Below are 19,179 nucleotides of genomic sequence, written 5' to 3'. Positions count from 1 at the left end.
CTCTATCTCACTCCGGAATTGCAGGCGCACCGTAGAGGGCGTTTCCTGGCCAGCTTGCTGGGGATCTCCCAGTCGCCCGAGCATGGCTTACCGCAGACCGGCTTTGTTTTGATGACCGGCGAGCAGTTGCAAGCATCGAGAGAATCTCAGGAGGAGTGTGCGGCGTGGGTACGCCAACCCGGTTGTTCATTACTGCTACTCCCCCCATACCAGGAAGGGAGCATTTTTCATTTTCTGGACTGGGTGGTTGAGTTGGCACCGTCAATTGCGGTAGCCGTCAAACGAGCACTGCTTATGAGCATGCTGGAGGGCGAACTGACGTACCGCCTGCGCGGGGTAAACGGTGCTTGCACAGAGGATATGCCGCTGGGGGAGCCGACTTGCCATACACGATACTGGAAGGGACATTCCAATAGCGGCCTGATCGCTGCCACGACACTACCGCTTTGGTCCATTAGTTTGTTAGATCAGGCGGCGCTGGTGCATGACTTCCTGGCCAAGATTGAGCGACATTGTGGCCTGCCATCTGTTACTACTGAAGAAACAAAGCCCCAAGAAGACGCGATACGCCCAGAGGATGTCACCGTGTTGGTGTGCAGCTACGGATTCAATGTCGCGACAGCTGAGGGCTTGCTGAGCAGGTTGAAGACATATGCCGTTCCACTATTGAATTTGGCCAACTTCGATCTGCCGGAAAGCATGGTTCGCCTAAGAAATGCTGGGTTGATAAATGACAATGGATTGACCGAACAGGGGTTGGCCCACTTGATGGGGTGTAAATACTGGGCATTTGCCGAAAATTTGAGGAATGAGGCCTAGCCAATGAAAACAACTAATCTTGCGCAAGCATTGGCTATCGATAGTCAGTTAAGATTGCCTGGCAGTGCTGGTCGCTTACTCAAACAGATTCGGGATATTGAGCAAGTGGCACCCTTGTTTCGGGATGCCGGTTTAATTAAGGCCATCAAGCGACCATCCGTCGTCAATCTCGCGGTCTCCGGTATTGCGAGTTACTCATGTATTCACCGTGCTTTGGGTGGCTTTATCTACGCATCTGCAGCTGTACGGACAGATCTAACGATTCAGGACAATAAGATCAGTACTGCTGGGTCTGATTCAGTATCCGAGCTGGACGACATCGATTTCGAAGCGCAGAGAAAACGTCTGGACTTAGTGGAGATGCGGCACTGTTATGCCCTGGTAGAGCGACTGCTGCAACAGAATGGTTTTGCCAACCTAATTCTTATCGATACCCCGCTATTCATCGATCGGGAAATGGTGCCATTAAAGCGGAATATGCGGCACTGGGCTGAGTTTGAAAAGACCAGGGACATTATCGAACAGTTTTGGCAGAATAACCGGAAAGCCTTGTTTCCATGGAATTCGGAAGGTCCTGTGTTAGTCAGCATTCTGGCTGAGCGATTCTCTGCCATTGTCAGCATCGCTCGACAAGATTTGCGCACTGAAGGAGGTCGCAAGCATATTTTGGCTAACGATGGTTTTGCACCGGACTCGGCAGCCATGCTCGAAGGACTGGAAGAGCGGCTGAGCGGAATTGGCGATACTCGTTTTATCAATGGCATATTGGGTAACTTCACTCGAACTATCGCTTTTCGGATGACCGAGAATCGCTCCCGAATGGAACCCGCCAGCGAAGTAAGCCAAGGTGTTATCGGTTTTCACTTCCGCAGCGCGCGCGCAAGTCAAATAAAAATGGCTCAGTTGGCTGGCGAAGAGTCCGATTGGAACTCTGCCTTGCTGGATACCGTGGCATCCCGACTGATGATTCTGGATATGCAAAGCCAGAAGAAAGCAATGCCACTGCCACAGCTGCTAAGTCGGCAGCAACTCAATATTCTCGAAAAGTTCTCTGCCTACTATCAGCAGGGGCTAAATGAAGCACTGCGGAGTAACGACATAGAAAGCACGTGGTTGTCCGGTCTCGATGAAGGGTTTGAATCATGAAACACAAGGTACTTGGAAAGCTGGTTGGCAACACCGGTGACGCAGCACAGCTGACGATGGTGGTTCAGGATTCCTTTTCCGTACGTCGAGGAGAGTTTGTCCGCATCATGCACCAGGAGCGCGCGGATGAAAGCGTGGTGCCTGTGCTTGGGCGAGTCACTAGGATTACTCGAACCAACATGCTGTTCAACGCTGGATTCGGTGGTGGCGTGACTGAACTCGAGCTACTCCCGGGCGCCAGTGTTACCGGCGAGAATCTCTATGCAAATGTCGAACTGGTCGGTTACCGCGATCCAGTGTCTCGTCAGATAAAAATTCCACGCCGCCCGCTCGATCCCGGCGCCGCCGTTGAAACAGTGGACTTTCAATTTTTAAGCGATTTCTACGAATTCAACGAACACACCAGTTTGCATCTAGGGAATCTCGTTGGGTATGAGCGTGGCGATAATACGGTGCCGGTCTTTTTAGAAGTAAACAAACTGGTCACTGAGCATATGGCAGTTCTAGCGATGACGGGATCGGGTAAGTCCTACACCGTCGGCCGCATCATTGAACGCTTAGTGGCACTGAACAATGGAACCGTTATTGTATTCGATCCGCATGGTGAGTATGGAAGAGCCCTGGAGAAGGGGCAATTGAATTTCTCGGGAGGTCTGTCAGAAAGTGAAGACGGACGCGATCGTACTGCGCTTCCAAAAATCCGCGATACCTTGGAACGATTGCAGCAAGCCGGGGCTGGTATCCATGTTTACACACCACAAAATGAATCGTTCAAGCACAAGTACGCTGGCAAGAACGCCCAGCTTGCGCTGCAGTTCGATCACTTTGAAATGGATGATGTGGCAGAGATTCTCCCCGGGCTGACCGAGCCACAGCAGCGTGTGGTTGATGTTGCGTTGCGATACTGGCGGACAGCAGACAAGACCGAGCCACGAGATATCAATCGCCTTCGACATTTTCTCGGAGATGGCATCGAAGAGTTGCGCGAATGGGATGATCTTTCTGAAGCAGAAGGCAAAGCATTGAATGGCCGCAGTGCTGCGGTGATTTCGATGAAGTTGTCGCGAGTGCTCAACGAGGCGCAAAGCTTCTACTCTGCGGCTATGTCAGCCCCGACCGATATTTACAAAATGGTCGGACGCCCTTCGAATAAACAGGGGCGTCTCGTTGTGATCGATCTGCAAGGGCTGAGCGATACGGCCAAACAGGTGATCTGCGCGCTACTTTCCAGTGAGATTTTGCGCGCAGCATCCAGCAAGACAGATCCATTGCGGCCTTGTTTCCTGGTTTATGAGGAAGGACATAATTTTGCTCCTGCCGGTGGAAATGCGGTCAGCCACCGGATCATCAAGAAAATTGCTGGCGAAGGTCGGAAATTCGGAGTGGGCTTTGCTATTGTTAGCCAGCGTCCATCAAAGCTGGACGCGGACGTGACATCACAGTGCAACACTCTGATCACCATGCGACTGAAGAACCCGGACGACCAGCGCTTTATCGCAAAAGCGTCTGACATGGTAAGCAAGGCTGACTTGGACGAGTTACCTAATCTGTCAACGGGTGAGGCTTTGGTATGTGGGCGATCTATTCCTGCTCCACTCCTGGTTAAAGTTGGTGACAAGGCACTGATACACGGTGGTGAATCGCCCGAGGTGCTGCGAGTTTGGGGGCGCTTTGGTGACTGACCTCACAGGGCGCATTTGTGCCGAAATGTCCTCACTGGAGTTTATCGATCGCAGCTACCCCATGCTGTCTAGCTGGGGTGTTCGCGACGAGGATGTCTTAATTCACAGCTTGGGTTGCAGTGCCTGGAATGAGCTTGGATCTGAGCTTGGCTTTATGGCGGTAGCAGAGTGTCCAGTGCCGATGACGCATGGTGCGGACATTCGTTCCGACTCAACCTGGTTTAGTCGAACGCAGCGCACGCCTGATGCATTGATTGAGTTCGAACGCTTCGATGGCACCGATCGAGGACAAAAAAAACTCGACGAGAAGCTTTGCAATCTACTTGAGGCATCCATGAGGTGGGGAGATGCTCCTACAGTGCTGATTCTTTCGGCATGGAGCAAAGGGGTTGTCTCTGCGCCGAATAAAGATGTGTTTCTGCAGCGATGTCGACAAGGCTTCAAATCGTCGGTTGGAGCGCAGGTGCCAGCAATACGAAATACAGCTGTTCTGTTTAGCCGGTTTATTTTTGAGATTGAACGCAGCGGAACTCTGCTTCTCAAACAGATTCGGTGTGAGAGGTTGATGTGAATATTAAGTCCGCACACTTTCTGCCGGGAACCAATAAGCGCTTAGGCGATAGGTATCTCTTGCTCGAATGCCTCGGTGACGGCAGTCATGGTTGGGTATGGCGGGCGGAGAGACTGTCAGACAGCACCATCGTCGCGGTGAAGATACCTAAAGACCTGACAAAAGATGATCGCCTACTTGCCGAGGGGAAAGAACTACTCACAATAGATCCTCATCCCAATATTGTTCGGATTTGCAATATGGGGAGAATTCCTCCGGAGAACGAATGGTTCTTCATCGAAATGGAGTATTTCCCGAGCCAAAGCCTTGCCCAAAAATTGGAGCGAAGGAATCAAAATTTCGGTAACACGTTTGAGCGACTGTTCAGCATCTACGCGCAGGTGCTCGACGCCGTTGGATTCTTGGCGACCTTGCCAACACCCATTTCGCATGGCGACATCAAGCCGCACAATATTCTTGTGGGTGCGGGTGATTTGGTGAAGTTGACTGACTTTGGAAGCTCCGCTCTTCCAGAGGAAATTTATGTCCGAACCAGGGAAAACGGCGGCACAGTTCTGTACGCTGCTCCAGAATTTTCCGATAGTGTCTCTCGTAAAGGGACTTTTGAGGACTTGCTGCGAGGCGACATCTACAGCCTCGGCGTTCTTTTATACCAGTTGCTAACGGGGCAACTACCTCATGACACACCCTCTCAAGTGCGTCGCCATGCGCCATTTAAGCGCCCCAGTGAAATCAATGCTAACATTGTACCGATGGTTGATGCGCTGATCCTTAGGTGCATGGAAAGATTACCTTCAGATCGATACCACGATATTGCATCTCTCCGCACTGCTTTTGAACTAGCAAGGCAAAATCAATTAAGCTCCCCGCAGTACGCCATAACATCATTTGGTGGACAAGTTTCTGTAGATTGGTCGACATCAGTTGTCGAGGCTCTGGAGACAAAGGACTACCTAAAGGCGGCAAGAATAGCGGAAGATGAATTTTCCCGCTCCCACGACTCTGCTGCTTTGTTGCAACAGCTCAATGCGCTCTATCGCGCAAACAGACTGTTCCAGTTCGAAGAAGTATTCAATCGAGAATACAAGAGCGACTTGCAGGGAAACGATCAACAATTGATCCGGCTGCTTGGCATTAAGACGTTACTGACGCTTCGGAAAATGAACCCCGCAAAGGATCTCATTCAGGATGCTGAGAGGCAGGATGGAGAATCGTTAGAGCTTGATTTCTTGCGCGCGATCCTATTTGGCTTGGAAGCCAACTTTCCGGAGGCGCGCGAAGCACTTGAGGCGATCAATAGAAAGTGCCCAAGCAAACCCCAAGTTCTAATCCGCTTGATCCAAGTTTGTGAGCAGATGCGAGACTATTCTGCCGCTGTGGGATATTTAAAACACGCTTTACGTGTGATCAATAACTCGGTGGAATTAGAAACAAAACGGCAGCATTACCAGGGATTAGGGCTGTGGTAATTGTTTGTTCGACATTGATGCTGTGTATGCGGCGCTAAGAGGCAATAAATGGCTTTGAATTTGGCGAAAGCCGTACTGGATTGTTTGAAGGCACGGCCCGAAGAAAAGCTGGCTGCAAGGCAGATCGCAGAGTGGATTTTTAGTACCTATCCCGCTGAGTGTCAGGAGAAGAAATCCAATAGTCGCGGTGACTACATCAGATCCGATGGTGATTTGGTGCAGCAGCTGGTCGCGGAAATTAGCTCGCAGCGCCCACGTTTACAGAAACGGAACCCAGAACTGAAGACTACCGAGGGTCGGCCGCGCAAGTACTACTATTCGGAGAAATCTGATGTTGCCGAAGTTGCGGCGGCTGAGGGCGTGACTGCCACGCACACGGCAGATAGTAACAATGCCAAGCTTGGCGAGCATGCCATGTACCCACTGCTTTCGATGTATCTGTGGGAGGAGTTTGGCGTCTATTCGAAGCGTATCGACGAGAAGCGCTCATCGAACAAACGAGGGCCGAACGGCAACCGTTGGCTGTACCCGGACGTGGTCGGGATGGAGGACTTGGGTGCTGAGTGGCACCAGGAGGTGCGAGACTGTGTGAATCAGTATTCCGACAAGCGCACCAAGTTGTGGTCGTTCGAGGCCAAGTTCCTGATCAACCGGTCGAACGTGCGTGAATGCTTTTTCCAAGCGGTTTCCAACTCGTCTTGGGCCAATTTTGGCTATCTGGTCGCAGCGGAGATCGAGGGCCAGGACACGCTCAAGGAACTGCGAATGCTGTTCGCGGCGCACGGCATCGGCCTGATCAAACTGGATGCCGACAACCCGGCAGAAAGCCAGGTCTTGATTCCTGCCCGCGAAAGAGATGAGATCGATTGGGGCATGGCTAACCGGCTGGCAACTGAGAATCGGGATTTTCTGGAATACGTGAAGTTGGTGAAGCAATTCTACCAGACCGGGGAAGCAAGGCTGACCGATTGGGATGCGCCCGAGATGACGGACTGAGGAAGGCTACTCGAGGTGGCCGATGACATCGAGGCGCTTCTCGCCCCGCTGAAACGAGCCGAACCATTCGTTACGGGAGTCGGAGCGGACCCGGCTCACGAGTAAGGAAAAGTCCTCGCAGCCTCGCTCTTCGGCGGTAGCGAAATCGGACGTGTCGAACTTGGCCTCACGCACCAGGGTGGTGGCTACCGACTTCATAGCCAACTCAAATATGTCAAGTAAGTTAGCTTGCACTGTGGGGTCAATGTTACGCGAGATGACATCATCAATGATGGCCCTCTTGAATTGATTGCTCATCGCTGTACTCCGTTGTTGATGTGGATGACATGAACACGCTGTTAGGCGGTGAAGTCAAGCGTTTACAGGTGTATTTTGCTTCAGACGACGTGAAGAGCTACTGGGTCTCGCCCTTTTACTCTGGACGAGCTAATCTCGAGTCAATAACAATGGCCGCGGCCAACTAACTAACTTGGTGGGCAGTGCTGAGCAGCAGCGTTCTGGGTCTTGGGTGAGCACCCCATTAGCATCGTCGGCAGTGAGATCGGGGGATTATCGTATCGGCTGGCTGGGGCTATCGCCCTGGCACTTTCCACTTGTCAAAACTCCTAGCCCCTGTATAACCAAGGTAACCAGTCCCAAACAACCACCACAAGCTCTCCGGCACAGCTCCCAAAAGCTTATTCAAATTCTCCGCTGCCTGGAAAACATGAGCCGGCCACCAGATGCCAAGGATAGATCCGAGTACACAAAGCAAAATTACACCGTAGATCACATACAGAAAAGTCGGCCGTGCCCGGCTCGTCCACGGATCAGCGGAATTCGCTTCAGCCAGGATGGCCGACAAGCTTGTTTGCATCTCCTGCAATGCTTGTTGCCCTTCGGCCTGAAGTAATGCGAGCTTGGCTTTTTCGCGTTCAGCCGGATCGGGAATCAACCGATCGAGCAGACGGCTGCCAGCCTCAATCAATCCTGGCGCTAACATAGTCAGAATTGGAATCATACGGTACCCTCCACAAATTCTGCCATTCGGTTCATCCAGCCAGCGGCAAAGACCGATTGCTTGGGATCATTGGTGATCAATCGCCCCAAGTGGCGAACGCGTGCTGCAAGAACTTTTCTATAGAGTTTATTTTGATCGGTAGCCGCTATAGCAGCAAGTGTCTTCGGGCCAATTACTCCATCAGCGACCACACTTAAGGCTGTTTGCAGCCAATGCACTGCCGTTCTTGGATCAGAATGCACACCGCTATCTACCAGCAGGGCTTGCAGCGCCGGATGCGTGATTGCATCAAAGCCTGGCTCTACAATGTATTGATGACGATAAATTTCTCGTGCTTCTGCTTCGGTGAGCACCGCCACTTCCTCGCTTGTGGCTAGCCGACCTAGATGAAGCCATCCTCCGAGTGTTTTGGCCGTGATGCCATATTTAGTTGGACCACCGCGATCATTGGGGTGATTGATGAAGTTGCCTTCACGGCGAATGATGTCATCAATGATAGTTTCAACCATTACTGACCTCCAAATAATTCAATTTTTAGTAGTGCGCCTGCAATTAGAGCTAGAACAAAGCCTGTGGTAATGATCTTGATTATCGTCTGCCAGGCGGTACGCTTGGCGGTATTGAAAGCATCGAGCAGATCACGCAGCTCACGAATGTCGTGCGCAGCATCTTCGCCTTCCAGGCCGACATCTGCTAATGCACGCTTGGCCCCGCGTGCGGCTGCTTGTTCGAGCAACTGTTCGAACTCATCTTGCGGCATGACGACCATGCCGTTATACAGAGTAGGTAGATTCATTTGTAAGCTCCAGAAATAAAAAAACCGCCAAAGGCGGGGTAGGGGTGAGATGAAACAGGATGAGAAAAGAAAGTGATGTTAAGCAAAGATGAATTTCAATGCGCCCGCTGGGAAATTCGGTGCTGGATCGCCTGCCACGATATTCCTGGTCGTATCGAGATTGGCCATCGCTAGTAGGCTGCCACCGGTAGAAGCATCATAAATACCTGCGCCGACTACGTTTCCCCAATTGGCATTAGGTGCGCCGTACACAACTGCTGCAGCATTAGAGAACTCACCATTGCCGCCCGTGGGCGCATTCCAGGCAGCATCACTAGGGCCATTCTGCACTCTGGCGTAGTTACCGCCTGACACCTCTACGCCACCGGTGCCATCTTCGAGCGGAAGCGTAGTAAAAAGCGCAATATAAATGCCTGCTGGTTTTGGCCATGTAGCCGTGCGTAACAGATGGTTGCCAATAGATTCTTCCAGCATATTCGTAGCTGAACTCATAGTGACTCCTGATCAAAACAATAAGAAAAACCCAGTAACGGATTCGGGATAAACTTTCAAGCCAGCACGCTGTTTGAGCGTAATGGGTAGGGTGACCATCAATTCAGAGCCCTGCTGCAAACTTGCTTGCGTAGCGGTATGAGTAGGGAAGATAGCCGATAATCTTGACTGAAACTGCAATGCGGCTTGCACCTCGATCGATGTGGAAAATTGTGTGAAAGCCAGCTCAGTGCCAAGCTCCAATCTGGCTTCGGTATCGAGAGATGCGGTAAAGATTGACCCCAGAACCAAGCCAGACACCAGATCAGCCTGGAGTGTTACGCTGAGCGGTAAGATTGCCTTCAAGGTTCGCTCTGCGCTAATTACCTCGGTTACGACTTGACTAACCTGTGCAGTGATGATCGACGGCCTCAATGTCTCTGCGGTTAATTGGCTTACCTGAATATTGGGTGGCGTCACCTCCTTGCGTAAAATAGACGCAATAAGCTGGTGCGCTTGTGCTTTGACCGCTGTATTTTGCCGCAATACTCCGGCGATGGCATGACTCGCCTGGATATTGACACTCGTATTTTTGCGTAAAACTGCGGCGGCCGCTTGACTAGCGTGCGCTTTAACTGCTGTGTTGTTGCGCAGTATCTCCGCAACAACTTGGCTTGATCGAGCTGCCGTCATTATGCCGACTCGATGACAACTTCCATCGCGTTAACCGCAGCCGGTGTCCAGGCTGCCCCGGTGTTCGGGTCCACTTCGTGAATGTTCGAGTAATAGATTTGCGAAGTGGATAACGCCTGGGCAGCGCCAAGGCTATCGGTAGTGCCAGATCGGATACCGATTTTAAGCGAGCGAGAGCCGGCATCATCCTTGAGCGCAGCGACTTTCACTCTGACTCCGTAAATGATTTGGCTGGCTAATGATGGCGGATCGCCCATCACATAGCTATCTTTCTGTCCGATCACATTGCTCGCATTGTAATCGGTGGTGTTGGGCGTGGGATCATCCACCAAGGCATAATGGCTGGTACCTGTGCTTGGCGTCCAATCGGTGTAATTCCCATCCGCGCTAGGATAAACCGCATCGATGCGCACATCACCCAGAAAATCATTGTTGGGCGCAGGTCCCGTGGTATCGAGCAGATAAAAATCATCATACTTGAATATCGAAGAGAGGCCGGTATTGCCAGGTACCCCCAAAGCCACCTGATTGACAAAAGCATTGGCGGTATTTTTAGTGTCGACATTCGAGGCAGACAGAATATTGACTCCGTTCAATCTCACCTCAAAGGCACCAGAAGTGTCATGGATCGTAGCTTTCAATTCCACATACTGCTCAGCTGCGGCAAGCACGGCAGTGCTGGTTCCCAAAACCGTGCCGTTGCGGCTCACGACAACATTACCCGCTGGGTTAACGCCTAATTCTAATTGTTGAGTTCCACCATCCATGAGACGAAGGATGAAATTGGTTAAAGAAGGCAAAATGCTCGGGCTGAATGAAAACCCCACGATCAAGGTAGAGTAATTTGCGGGCAGCGTCTTGGACGCCCAGCCAAAAGAGGAGGAACTCGGTGCCAACAAAGCACCTCCACCGCGTCTACCCCCTGTGGCGCTGATCGCCACTGGACCGGTGGTGCTGTTCCATTCTTTCAAAATATCAGCGGTAGCGTAAGTCTCGAAACCATCAAAAAAGATTAAACTCATCAGAACCCCCTCATCAAAGCGACCACGTCAAATTTGGCTGCGACCGCGTCATAAATAAAACCGATCTTGTCTGTCAACCCTGGCCCGGTAGATAACGTTATATTGGTTAAATCCGAACCGAAGCGATGATTCACGAGCGTTATAGTTCTTCCTCCCACGCTATCTTGCGTTAATTCCAGCATGCATTTTTGCCGGTCCTTTGCTCCTGTGAGCGTAATGATGGCATTACCGCCGAGCGTGATTTTGATGATGTCTGCACATGAGAAATCTGCAGTTATGCTGGTGTTATAGGGGAGGGTGAGAACGGCTGCTTTAGGGAGTGCCAGAATATTAGTGCCGTCGTGATAGACCCAGAAAGCGGTGCCAACAGGCATAGCTACACCGGTGCCACTCAGCCCTTTTAGGGTAAGCTTATAGCCGCCAGTGGTATTATTGATTACTAGCCAGGAGCGCGGCGCATTGCTGAGCGGTACGGAGATGTTGATCTCGCCCGATACTGCACCGGTGAATACCAGCTCCAGGTTATTCGCCTCATCGGCAGTCAAAGTAACATTGCTATTACCTGCTACTGATTTGCTCAGTCTGCCTAATAGATACGTTCTCGCCAGATCGCCCGCCACCGCCTTGTTTTCACTCGCTTCCAATCTGCTGTCGAGGCTGGTAAAGCTTGTACCAAGCACGGTACTACTCTGTGCTGCCACTTCATCGGCCGCGCCCCACACCACATTGAGCAAGCGGGTAATGGTGCCAAAGGCCGAGCCGGTCCACACTATGCTATAAGCTGCTTCAGTAATGCTATTGGTGCGGATAGGGGTACCGCTCGAATCGACGGTTATGTACCAGGTACCCGCAGAAACACCAGAGAAGCTGATAGTGGTAATGGTCGTTTTGGATACTACTGCATTCAAGCTTGGCCGCCAGCAAAAGCCAGGCTGCACCGTCAGATTATTGCCTGAGCCGGTGCATTTATAACTATCCGCACCGATTAAACTCGCGCTTACGCCAAACAGCGCCTGAAATGCTTTGGCCACATTGACGCTGCTCGCTGCCGTACTGTTGCTAGCCAGCAATTCCAGCGAGGCGATGGCTGCCTCGATCAAATCGAGGTTGCTGTTGTGTTTCGTGATGTAATTGGTATCGCCATTAATGAAGCGTTGCAGCTGTAACGTCACGAATATATCTCCTGTAATACGCCACCTTTAAAGATGCCGGTCGCCCCGTATGGGGTTAAACCATAGGTTCCAAGCATGGCCAGTTCTGCATAGGTGAGCGGTCTACCCACCAAGGTATTGTCCTGGGGCTCGCCGATTACGATCGAGCTGGTTGGCAAGGGTGAGGGTGGTAGAGCTGGGTTGGCGCCGGTGATGATGCCTGCGTTACCAAAAGTAAATGAGGGGAGAGTGATGGGCACCCGAAAAAAGCTGCCCGGTTGCTCCTGAGAAAAGCCTATCACCTCATAGTGTCCGGATTCGCTTCGCCTGAGTCTGACTGCCGCCCCCACTTCGGCGTAGAGCAAATTACGGTTGGCACGTGCAATCGGCACATTCTTGAGCGGATAGTTCTGGCCGATGTCGACGTCAACCGCATAAATCATCGCCAAGCCATCGGTGACTAACAGCGCAGGTCTGGTCAATACTTTGCCGTCCAGTTCCTTGGCTGCATTCTTTATTTCCGCCTGCGTGATGTAAGTCAGCATGCTCATACGCGAAAACCCTCCACATCCAGTACGGCCGCGCTACCTGGTGATACATCGCGCTGGTAGTTGGTCACGTATAGTCTTGATTGGTCGGGTAATTCAATAATGTCGCCTGGCTCGATTCTGGGGTCATCGACAATCGACATATTGAAACTGGATACCTCGCGCGCTCTGTAAAGCAGTTCACGTACCGCATAGGCTTGCGCCATCGGTTCATCCATGATGAAATCGTTTTCGATCTCGACTTCATTACTCAGCCATTCTGGCGCGTTTTGATCATAGGCTTCAGTGATGTTGCGCGCGTGCACATAATCGTAGGGTGTACCCCAGATCTCATACATGCCAGTGCCAATCGAGGCCAATGTCAGTAGTACCGTAATCTCGGCGCCTGCCTGAATGGGTCGTCCTAACGGAATGGTTTCCGTGGGAGTTACTCCGTCGGGAATAAGTGAACTGGACAGAATCGCTGCCATGCCGGCCGTTACCAGCGCAGGCACCCAGGCATAGGTGGTAAGCACGATTTCGCCACCGGTTTGAGTTTCTTGCGAATAACTTTCTTCGCATACTGGCAGCAGCCCTGAATTGGCCGATTGACGAATGACCAGATAAGTATTTTCTGCGCGCTGCGTTTCATCCTCGGAAAAAGCAATTCGCTTTTTTTGTTTAAGCTGGAAGAAGCCTGCAGTGATATTGATACTGGCCAATAGCTGGTCCTGTTGCGAAACCTTGGTCAGGTTTGGGTCCAGCCATCGTACTTTGACAGCGGTCAGCGGCGGCCTGGATTTGGCTGCGGTGACGCTGATGATGCGCTCGGTGGTTAAAACAATATCGACTGGCCGCGTGATATCGCGGGAAATGGTTTTCAAAACACCACGTGCATCGACAAAAGACTGCACACCGAGAGGCTCAGCCAATTTCTCCAGCATTTCCCAGGCGGTTAAGTCTGCCAGTTGGGTATTTGAATGGACAGTAGTGACGGATGTCTCACCAAATCCGATCTCGGCATCGCTCAAGCCGAGCGTGTAGGCAATGTCTCTCGCAATGACTGACAGCGGAGTGGCCACCGGGTAAATCTCAGTTACCCGGCGAACGTTGCGCCAATGGGGCGAGGCATCGCGTGATCGCAGCGTCAACGTCAAAGAGCGTACGCCGGAGCTCAAACGGTAACCATTGAGAGACTCGATCACTCCCCACCACAGCAACTGATCATCCAGCCTGAATTCGATGATCTGGCCTGGTTGTGGCTGATCAACCTCGTATAACTCCAAATGCCAGGTCACGGTGACATTGCCCTCGGCTGCGCTGTGTGAGGCACGAGTAACAAAAGCGCTGATATCCACCCCGTCTGCATGCGTGCCTTCTACCATCTGCAATGGAGTAGCCGTTGGGTGCCAAATAATGGCAATGTTTTTGACGCTATCCTGAGCAAATGGCTGCCAGCGATGATTCATTACATTCTTCCTGCAATGCGCATACGTAACACCAAGGTGCCCGTCACATAACCCTGGCGTGAAATGAAATCAAAATTCAATCCTTGCCCATTCAGCTCTAAACCTGTGAGGATCACCTTATAGCCGTTAGCGTTGATGTAATTGGGATACCATTCAATGTAGTCGATAGCAGGATCAGGCGGATTCTGCCAGAAAGCAGCCAATATGCGAACCATCTCCAGAGAGGTGGACAATCCACCCGTCCAACGTTCCTCTACCACTACATCGCGGATGTTGCCCATCGTCAGAGTATTGGAGGCGCCATTCAGTGTTTTGCTGCTCGCCCAGATCGGGGCAATGATGGCATCGCCATCGATGTTGCTCCATTCATCCGGACATTGCGCGTAATCGTAAGTGCCGAGGGCAGGATGGATGAGTCGCCCCTTACCAGAAGCTGTACCGATAGAAGGTAGAATCGTGATATTGATAGAGGTGGTTTCAGTGGAGGCCTCGCCTATGGTAAAGGTCGTCTGGCTAGTCAAAATAGTCATGAAGTGATCACCTCCGCGCTGACGGTGAGGATAGCGCTACCGGCGGCAGTGGCTATGCCCTGCACGAGGGCATAGCCATTGTTATCGGTAATGCCCGGCGCTATGTTAACGTTCACACCGCTGATTGCGCCTTGTACATGCACTCCCGCCACCGGTTCGCCCGCATCGCCATACAGCCGGGTAAGGTAGGGCACAGTCCTACCCGCGCGTGGTGCAATGAGCGGTATCGGCTGCATGATCCTGACTGGCAAGGGCACCGGATACCAGCCTTTGATGGTTGATGCGCTCGATCCGTCTGCATTATTCACAACCATCTGAAACGCGAGCAAGCGCCGATGAAAACGATCATAGGCAAATTTCTGTGAGCCGATCTGTGTCAAATATTGCGTATCGGTTGGTGCAGGTGCTTTCAATGCCGACAACACACGCCCATCAACATAATTGATTAAATTAATGATGCCGTTGTGGCAGTAGACATAGGCGTATTTGTTGCTCTCCGGCATGATCTGAGCGGGCGGCCCGGACACCTCGATATCGCGTATCCATGTACCAGTGGTGAAGTTGTAAATTTTAATTCTCGCAACACCACTACTTTCTGCACACACCAAGATATTGTTGGCACGATCCACCAAAGGTGTTTCAATCGAAGCTGGATTGCCGTATTTAGCCTTGTCTAGTGTGCTGCCAGTGATGGAAGCCATAGTCACGGGATTTAATTCGATCCAACCGCCCGTCCAGGCGGTATACATCCAGATCGAGCCATCAGCGCCTTCTACCAGATCACCACCGAGTGCCAATGGCGGGATAGCTGGATCATCACGCAGAAACTCGCCCGTGATGCCATCAAAGACCCAGTGGCGCGTATCCCAGCTCGGCCAACGGATAATTTGCGTAAACCCAACCAAGTGGAGGGTGTGGTTGGCTGTTGCCGTTTGCTCGCGTCGCACAAACAAACCAGCCAATAGGTACATTTCCTCGCCATATAGCCTCGGCTGCTCGACTAAATAGGGGTTGTACAGAAACGCTCCAATACCTGTCCCCACCGCCGGAAGCTCCTCCTGGGTACGATAAGGCGTCGGCACCGACTCATAAATCTGCCTGAACATCAGAATCGCAGCTCCGCTTTGACGATGACATTGCCCAGCGCTCCCACGACCGGAGCCAAGTAATCCACCGTGGCATAGCCGCTCGCATCGGTGCGCGATTGCGTATTCTTCAGCTGGCCTACGCTGCCGATCTCCAATGACCAATCGATCAACTCATCCGGACACGGCTCGCCCGCATCACCTGTCAGCTGCACGCTATAAGTGCTCACCTTACCCCTGACTGGCACCGATCCGATTGGATCAGATAACGCGTACGGTCGAGGCCTGGAAGCATGCACATAAAGCTTGCGCTCACTGGTTAGTCGCAGCCAGATATCATACTTGGGGCTGTACCAGGCATCCTTGTTCGCTCCGATGTAGGCTGACCCCGGCGCTTGTGTTTTAGTAATGTGGTTATAGTAGACGATGTGGCCGTTTTCATAGGCGAGCGCCAGCACATCGGGATTACGCGTCCTGGACCAGATCGGATTGATCGATAGTCCCGTTAAATCGCCCACCCCCGTTAACGTTGCCTCAGTGACCGCGCCTGCGCTTAAATCGAGTGGCCGCCATTTAACCAAGTTATGGCTGGCAGACAGGAAGCGATCTTGGGTGCGCACCTGAATGTCCGCCAGGGCATTGGTTCCACCGGAGAGGAGCAACACTTCCCTGGTAGCGGTGCGCTTGTTGTACCGGTATAACTTGTCCTTAAACAGCGCATCGACCAGCAGGTATTCACTTTGTGGTGTTTGCTGCAAATCAACCACGTAAATGCCATAACTGTCACTACGAATGCAGGCGGTGCCGTCCAATTGGATTACCCAGTTTTTGCCAAGAGTGCGGCCTGCCGAGAACATCAGTCCGATATCATCGTCGTAATAGCGCGCCTGCTGTAATGAATCATCGGTGACTAAATTACCCTCCAGATCGAGCAGATCATAAGGGCCTGCCAGAATTTCAAGCACCGGCTGTCACCTCCACCTTGACGGTACCGCCTGCTGTTCCCGGCTGGTATAGGGCGCCAGCTTTGCCGGTTTCATCGGTACAGTTTGACAAGGGTGTGACGGATCCTGATCCGACCAGATTCCAGTTCACCGTGCGATTGGGTTGTCCCTGATAAACGAGCAGAGCGGTGGCGTCAGCATGCACTTGAGATGGATAAGCGCTGAGTGTTGCCATCATCTGCCGCCCACAGCAATGCGTGCAAGTTCACTCTCCAACCAATCGCGCAGCGTGATATGGAGCGCCTCAGGATGTAGTTGTAAGTTCAAGTTAACGGAAGTAGCTGCATTTCTAGCGGAAGAACCACTGGTAGACACAAGCCCGCCTTCAGCGAAATTCAGCCGGGTAGGTAAGTAGCTTGGTGCTAACGCTAGATAACGCATATTGTTGATCGCATCGAGAAAACCCACGCCAACTTGCTTGACCGCGGCGGCACGAATGACATATTCCCCATTGGAAAGGCGAGCCGGAATGGAGTCCGACGTGTCAGTGCCAGGACCTGATATCAGACCGCCTGTAGCCTTCTTGATAGGAGTGGAGCTTCCGGTTATTGCACCAAATAGGGATCCTACTATTGAACCGGCGCCTCTCAATCCACCGAAAAGGGAATCAATCAACCGAGCGGCTAACGCCTCTGCTACCATGTTGGCTATGGCCACCTTGAAGGTTTGCACCATGTTGTCGAAGGCATCTTTGGAACCGAGTGCGATATCGCTGAAAAATCCCTGTAGTGCATTACGCGTGGCGCCCTCGAAGCGCAGAACGTATTGATCGGTATCGATGCGCATTCGCGCTACTTCATTGCGCAGTCTCGCAACATGGTTGACTGCTTCACCTCCGGCGCTACCTGCCAAGGCTTGCATCTTCGGTAGCAGCACATCCATTTCGGCCGCAGTCTGTTGCAAAAGCGTATTGATCTGGCTGCGTGCTTGCGACTCTGTGAGTAAGCCCGCTTGGCGTTTGATGTTGATGCTATCTTGCTGAGTGTGCATACGCGCGAGCGCTGCCTGAAATTCTGTTTCAAGTTTTGAAAGAGAAGCTAAATCCGATTGCACATCGATCAGCTGCAGCACATCGCTTTCACCCTGCTCATCCTTAGCGGCACGTAATTGCTCAAGCAAGGGCTGGTACTCACGTTGCAAGCGCTCGCGTGATACCTCGTTGCCAGCTACACCGCGTATTCCCGCCAATCGCTCGCGCACTTTGGATAACTCGTCAGCCAATGCTTTTTCGGCTTTGGCCGCAGCATGGGCATTAGCGATTTCAATTTCCGTGCGTTTCTGGTTGAGTATTGTCAGTTCGCCTTCCAGTTTTCTGACTTCAGCCATGGCGCGCAGGCGCTCGTTCTCATCACGTCCTCGAATGGCGAAATTCGATTGTGTTGATAGTTCTTGCTGTATTGAACTGATTTCTGCATCGATAGCCTGTTGGTCGATAACTGTCTTGACAGCATAAAAGTCGCGGATGGAAATGAGGCGCTCATCAAGTGCTCGATCATAAGCTTTTTGTGCTAGCTCCAGACCCTGCTTGATCAGTTTGAGTTCAGTCTCTGATTCTGCCTTGATCAGATTCATGCGAGCGGAGAGGGTATTTGGCTCCTGGATACGCCCAGCCGATTTTTTGATGCATTGGCCGTTGACCCAATGGCCACCGGAAACAATGCAGGCGATGCGCTGCATATCCTCGGTCGGGCTTGCTGCTGGTTTTGGCTCCGTTTGCTCCGAACGGGTGAGGTTACCCAGACGTTTTTGCGCCTGAGCCAGTTCTTGCTCATACTTCACGAGATTGCGCCGCAGTACCGCCAGTGCCTGATCGTTGAATTGCACATCAAAAGGCAGCAAGGGTATCTTCGTTTTACCGGTTGCAAGTTTCTGCCGAGTAGAATCGACTAACTCTTGCAACCGCTGAACTTCGCTTTGTGCTTGTTTGATCTCGCTGCCATTGAAGATGAGGTTACCGATGCCACCCAGTCCGACCCATATCGCTTTGAGCACACCCGCTTCATTGGCAGCCATACGCATGGCGTTGGTAATGTTGGTGAGTTCCGGCAAGAAATCACCAGCAAGCGCTATGCCCAAAGAGGAGGCAGAAGCTTTGAGAGCTGCCAAATTGTCATTGAAGCTTTCGGCTGATCGTGCCGTTTCTGTATCAAGTTTGAGCCCCAGTCGCTCTGCTTCCAGTCGCAGTTGTTCGATGCCAGCTTTGCCTTGATTCAACAGCGGAATCATGTCCTGGCCTGCTTTGCCGAACAGTTCGACCGCGAGTGTGGTCTTGACGGTGCCATCCTCCAATGTAGCAAACACATCGGCCACTTCCAGTAAAATTTGTTCGGCTGACTTGAGTGAGCCATCAGTATTTTTGACGGAAATACCGAGCGCATCAAACACTTGCGCGCCTCTGCCTGCACCACTATTTGCTTCAACTATAGTTTGCGAGAGTATCTTGATGCCTTTCTGTAACGTTTCCAGGCTCACATCGGACAACTCGGCAGCAAAGCGCAAAGTAGAAAGCGCTTCGACCGAAATGCCGATCTTCTGTGACAGCTTGTTGAGCTGATCGGCGCTATTAATGGCATCCTTGACGAAAGCAACGAAGCCACCTGCTGATAGCGTCACACCCAGCCCTGCGAGCAGGGTTTGCAGGTGACTGGATTCATCACCCAGGCGCCTCAGATTACCGCGGATTGAATCAAAGGCAGACTTGGTTTGATCAACCGCGGTGATCAATATTTGCGCACGATCGTTGGGCAT

The 19,179-nt window shown here is 52.0% G+C and carries 21 protein-coding genes; 6 read left to right on the top strand and 15 right to left on the bottom strand.

What is annotated here, in order from left to right; all coding sequences use genetic code 11:
* Positions 1-54 precede the first annotated feature (54 nt).
* Genes BM122_RS04800 through BM122_RS24835 form a run of 6 tightly spaced genes read left to right on the top strand, consistent with a single transcriptional unit; the run spans position 55 to position 6,683 of the window.
* Positions 55-819, top strand: a complete 765-nt coding sequence (locus BM122_RS04800) for a hypothetical protein (protein WP_177198045.1) — start codon at positions 55-57, stop codon at positions 817-819.
* 3 nt (positions 820-822) lie between these two features.
* Entirely contained in the window at positions 823-1,965 is a 1,143-nt protein-coding gene (locus BM122_RS04795) for a hypothetical protein (protein WP_074904137.1), read from the top strand.
* Positions 1,962-3,647 carry an ATP-binding protein gene (locus BM122_RS04790; protein WP_074904136.1) on the top strand — a complete coding sequence of 562 codons (1,686 nt, stop codon included), beginning with the start codon at positions 1,962-1,964 and terminating at the stop codon, positions 3,645-3,647. The genes BM122_RS04795 and BM122_RS04790 overlap by 4 nt, the downstream gene beginning before the upstream one ends.
* The gene (locus BM122_RS04785) at positions 3,640-4,218 is read left to right on the top strand and encodes a hypothetical protein (RefSeq protein ID WP_218151993.1); all 579 of its coding nucleotides are present in this window, start codon (positions 3,640-3,642) and stop codon (positions 4,216-4,218) included. The genes BM122_RS04790 and BM122_RS04785 overlap by 8 nt, the downstream gene beginning before the upstream one ends.
* Positions 4,215-5,687, top strand: a complete 1,473-nt coding sequence (locus BM122_RS04780) for a serine/threonine-protein kinase (RefSeq protein ID WP_074904134.1) — start codon at positions 4,215-4,217, stop codon at positions 5,685-5,687. Before BM122_RS04785 ends, BM122_RS04780 begins: the two co-directional genes overlap by 4 nt.
* A 48-nt stretch (positions 5,688-5,735) precedes the next feature.
* Entirely contained in the window at positions 5,736-6,683 is a 948-nt protein-coding gene (locus BM122_RS24835; protein WP_074904133.1) for a COG2958 family protein, read from the top strand.
* A 6-nt stretch (positions 6,684-6,689) separates the two neighbouring features.
* On the opposite strand, the gene BM122_RS04770 is transcribed toward BM122_RS24835, so the two are convergent.
* The 15 genes from BM122_RS04770 to BM122_RS04700 all read right to left on the bottom strand — a co-directional run bounded on the left by BM122_RS04770 (position 6,690) and on the right by BM122_RS04700 (position 19,179).
* Complete coding sequence (locus tag BM122_RS04770; protein WP_074904131.1) at positions 6,690-6,980, bottom strand: hypothetical protein; 291 nt, start codon at positions 6,978-6,980, stop codon at positions 6,690-6,692.
* A gap of 274 nt (positions 6,981-7,254) precedes the next feature.
* Complete coding sequence (locus tag BM122_RS04765) at positions 7,255-7,683, bottom strand: holin family protein (protein ID WP_074904130.1); 429 nt, start codon at positions 7,681-7,683, stop codon at positions 7,255-7,257.
* On the bottom strand, positions 7,680-8,192 hold the full coding sequence (locus BM122_RS04760; RefSeq protein WP_074904128.1) for a glycoside hydrolase family 108 protein: 513 nt from the start codon (positions 8,190-8,192) through the stop codon (positions 7,680-7,682). The genes BM122_RS04765 and BM122_RS04760 overlap by 4 nt, the downstream gene beginning before the upstream one ends.
* Positions 8,192-8,479: a DUF6127 family protein gene (locus tag BM122_RS04755; RefSeq protein WP_074904127.1), complete on the bottom strand. Its 288-nt coding sequence runs from the start codon at positions 8,477-8,479 to the stop codon at positions 8,192-8,194. The genes BM122_RS04760 and BM122_RS04755 overlap by 1 nt, the downstream gene beginning before the upstream one ends.
* Before the next feature lie 78 nt (positions 8,480-8,557).
* On the bottom strand, positions 8,558-8,971 hold the full coding sequence (locus tag BM122_RS04750) for a phage tail fiber protein (protein WP_074904125.1): 414 nt from the start codon (positions 8,969-8,971) through the stop codon (positions 8,558-8,560).
* Positions 8,972-8,983: 12 nt separating this feature from the next.
* On the bottom strand, positions 8,984-9,643 hold the full coding sequence (locus tag BM122_RS04745; protein WP_074904123.1) for a hypothetical protein: 660 nt from the start codon (positions 9,641-9,643) through the stop codon (positions 8,984-8,986).
* Positions 9,643-10,665: a hypothetical protein gene (locus BM122_RS04740; RefSeq protein ID WP_074904122.1), complete on the bottom strand. Its 1,023-nt coding sequence runs from the start codon at positions 10,663-10,665 to the stop codon at positions 9,643-9,645. The genes BM122_RS04745 and BM122_RS04740 overlap by 1 nt, the downstream gene beginning before the upstream one ends.
* A complete protein-coding gene (locus tag BM122_RS04735) occupies positions 10,665-11,837 on the bottom strand; it encodes a hypothetical protein (RefSeq protein WP_074904120.1) in 1,173 nt (390 codons plus the stop codon). Before BM122_RS04735 ends, BM122_RS04740 begins: the two co-directional genes overlap by 1 nt.
* The gene (locus BM122_RS04730; protein WP_074904119.1) at positions 11,834-12,367 is read right to left on the bottom strand and encodes a hypothetical protein; all 534 of its coding nucleotides are present in this window, start codon (positions 12,365-12,367) and stop codon (positions 11,834-11,836) included. The genes BM122_RS04735 and BM122_RS04730 overlap by 4 nt, the downstream gene beginning before the upstream one ends.
* The gene (locus BM122_RS04725; RefSeq protein ID WP_074904117.1) at positions 12,364-13,812 is read right to left on the bottom strand and encodes a hypothetical protein; all 1,449 of its coding nucleotides are present in this window, start codon (positions 13,810-13,812) and stop codon (positions 12,364-12,366) included. Before BM122_RS04725 ends, BM122_RS04730 begins: the two co-directional genes overlap by 4 nt.
* Positions 13,812-14,342 carry a hypothetical protein gene (locus BM122_RS04720; RefSeq protein WP_074904116.1) on the bottom strand — a complete coding sequence of 177 codons (531 nt, stop codon included), beginning with the start codon at positions 14,340-14,342 and terminating at the stop codon, positions 13,812-13,814. The genes BM122_RS04725 and BM122_RS04720 overlap by 1 nt, the downstream gene beginning before the upstream one ends.
* Positions 14,339-15,448, bottom strand: coding sequence for an Ig-like domain-containing protein (locus BM122_RS04715; protein WP_074904114.1), 1,110 nt, complete (start codon positions 15,446-15,448; stop codon positions 14,339-14,341). The genes BM122_RS04720 and BM122_RS04715 overlap by 4 nt, the downstream gene beginning before the upstream one ends.
* Complete coding sequence (locus BM122_RS04710) at positions 15,448-16,392, bottom strand: Ig-like domain-containing protein (RefSeq protein WP_074904113.1); 945 nt, start codon at positions 16,390-16,392, stop codon at positions 15,448-15,450. The genes BM122_RS04715 and BM122_RS04710 overlap by 1 nt, the downstream gene beginning before the upstream one ends.
* The gene (locus BM122_RS04705) at positions 16,385-16,609 is read right to left on the bottom strand and encodes a hypothetical protein (protein ID WP_074904111.1); all 225 of its coding nucleotides are present in this window, start codon (positions 16,607-16,609) and stop codon (positions 16,385-16,387) included. Before BM122_RS04705 ends, BM122_RS04710 begins: the two co-directional genes overlap by 8 nt.
* Positions 16,606-19,179, bottom strand: a complete 2,574-nt coding sequence (locus tag BM122_RS04700; RefSeq protein WP_074904109.1) for a hypothetical protein — start codon at positions 19,177-19,179, stop codon at positions 16,606-16,608. The genes BM122_RS04705 and BM122_RS04700 overlap by 4 nt, the downstream gene beginning before the upstream one ends.

The organism is Nitrosomonas communis (genome assembly GCF_900114745.1).
Lineage (GTDB): Bacteria > Pseudomonadota > Gammaproteobacteria > Burkholderiales > Nitrosomonadaceae > Nitrosomonas > Nitrosomonas communis_A.
Note: the sequence above shows the minus strand (reverse complement) of the source record. Positions and strands in the feature narration are given on the sequence as shown.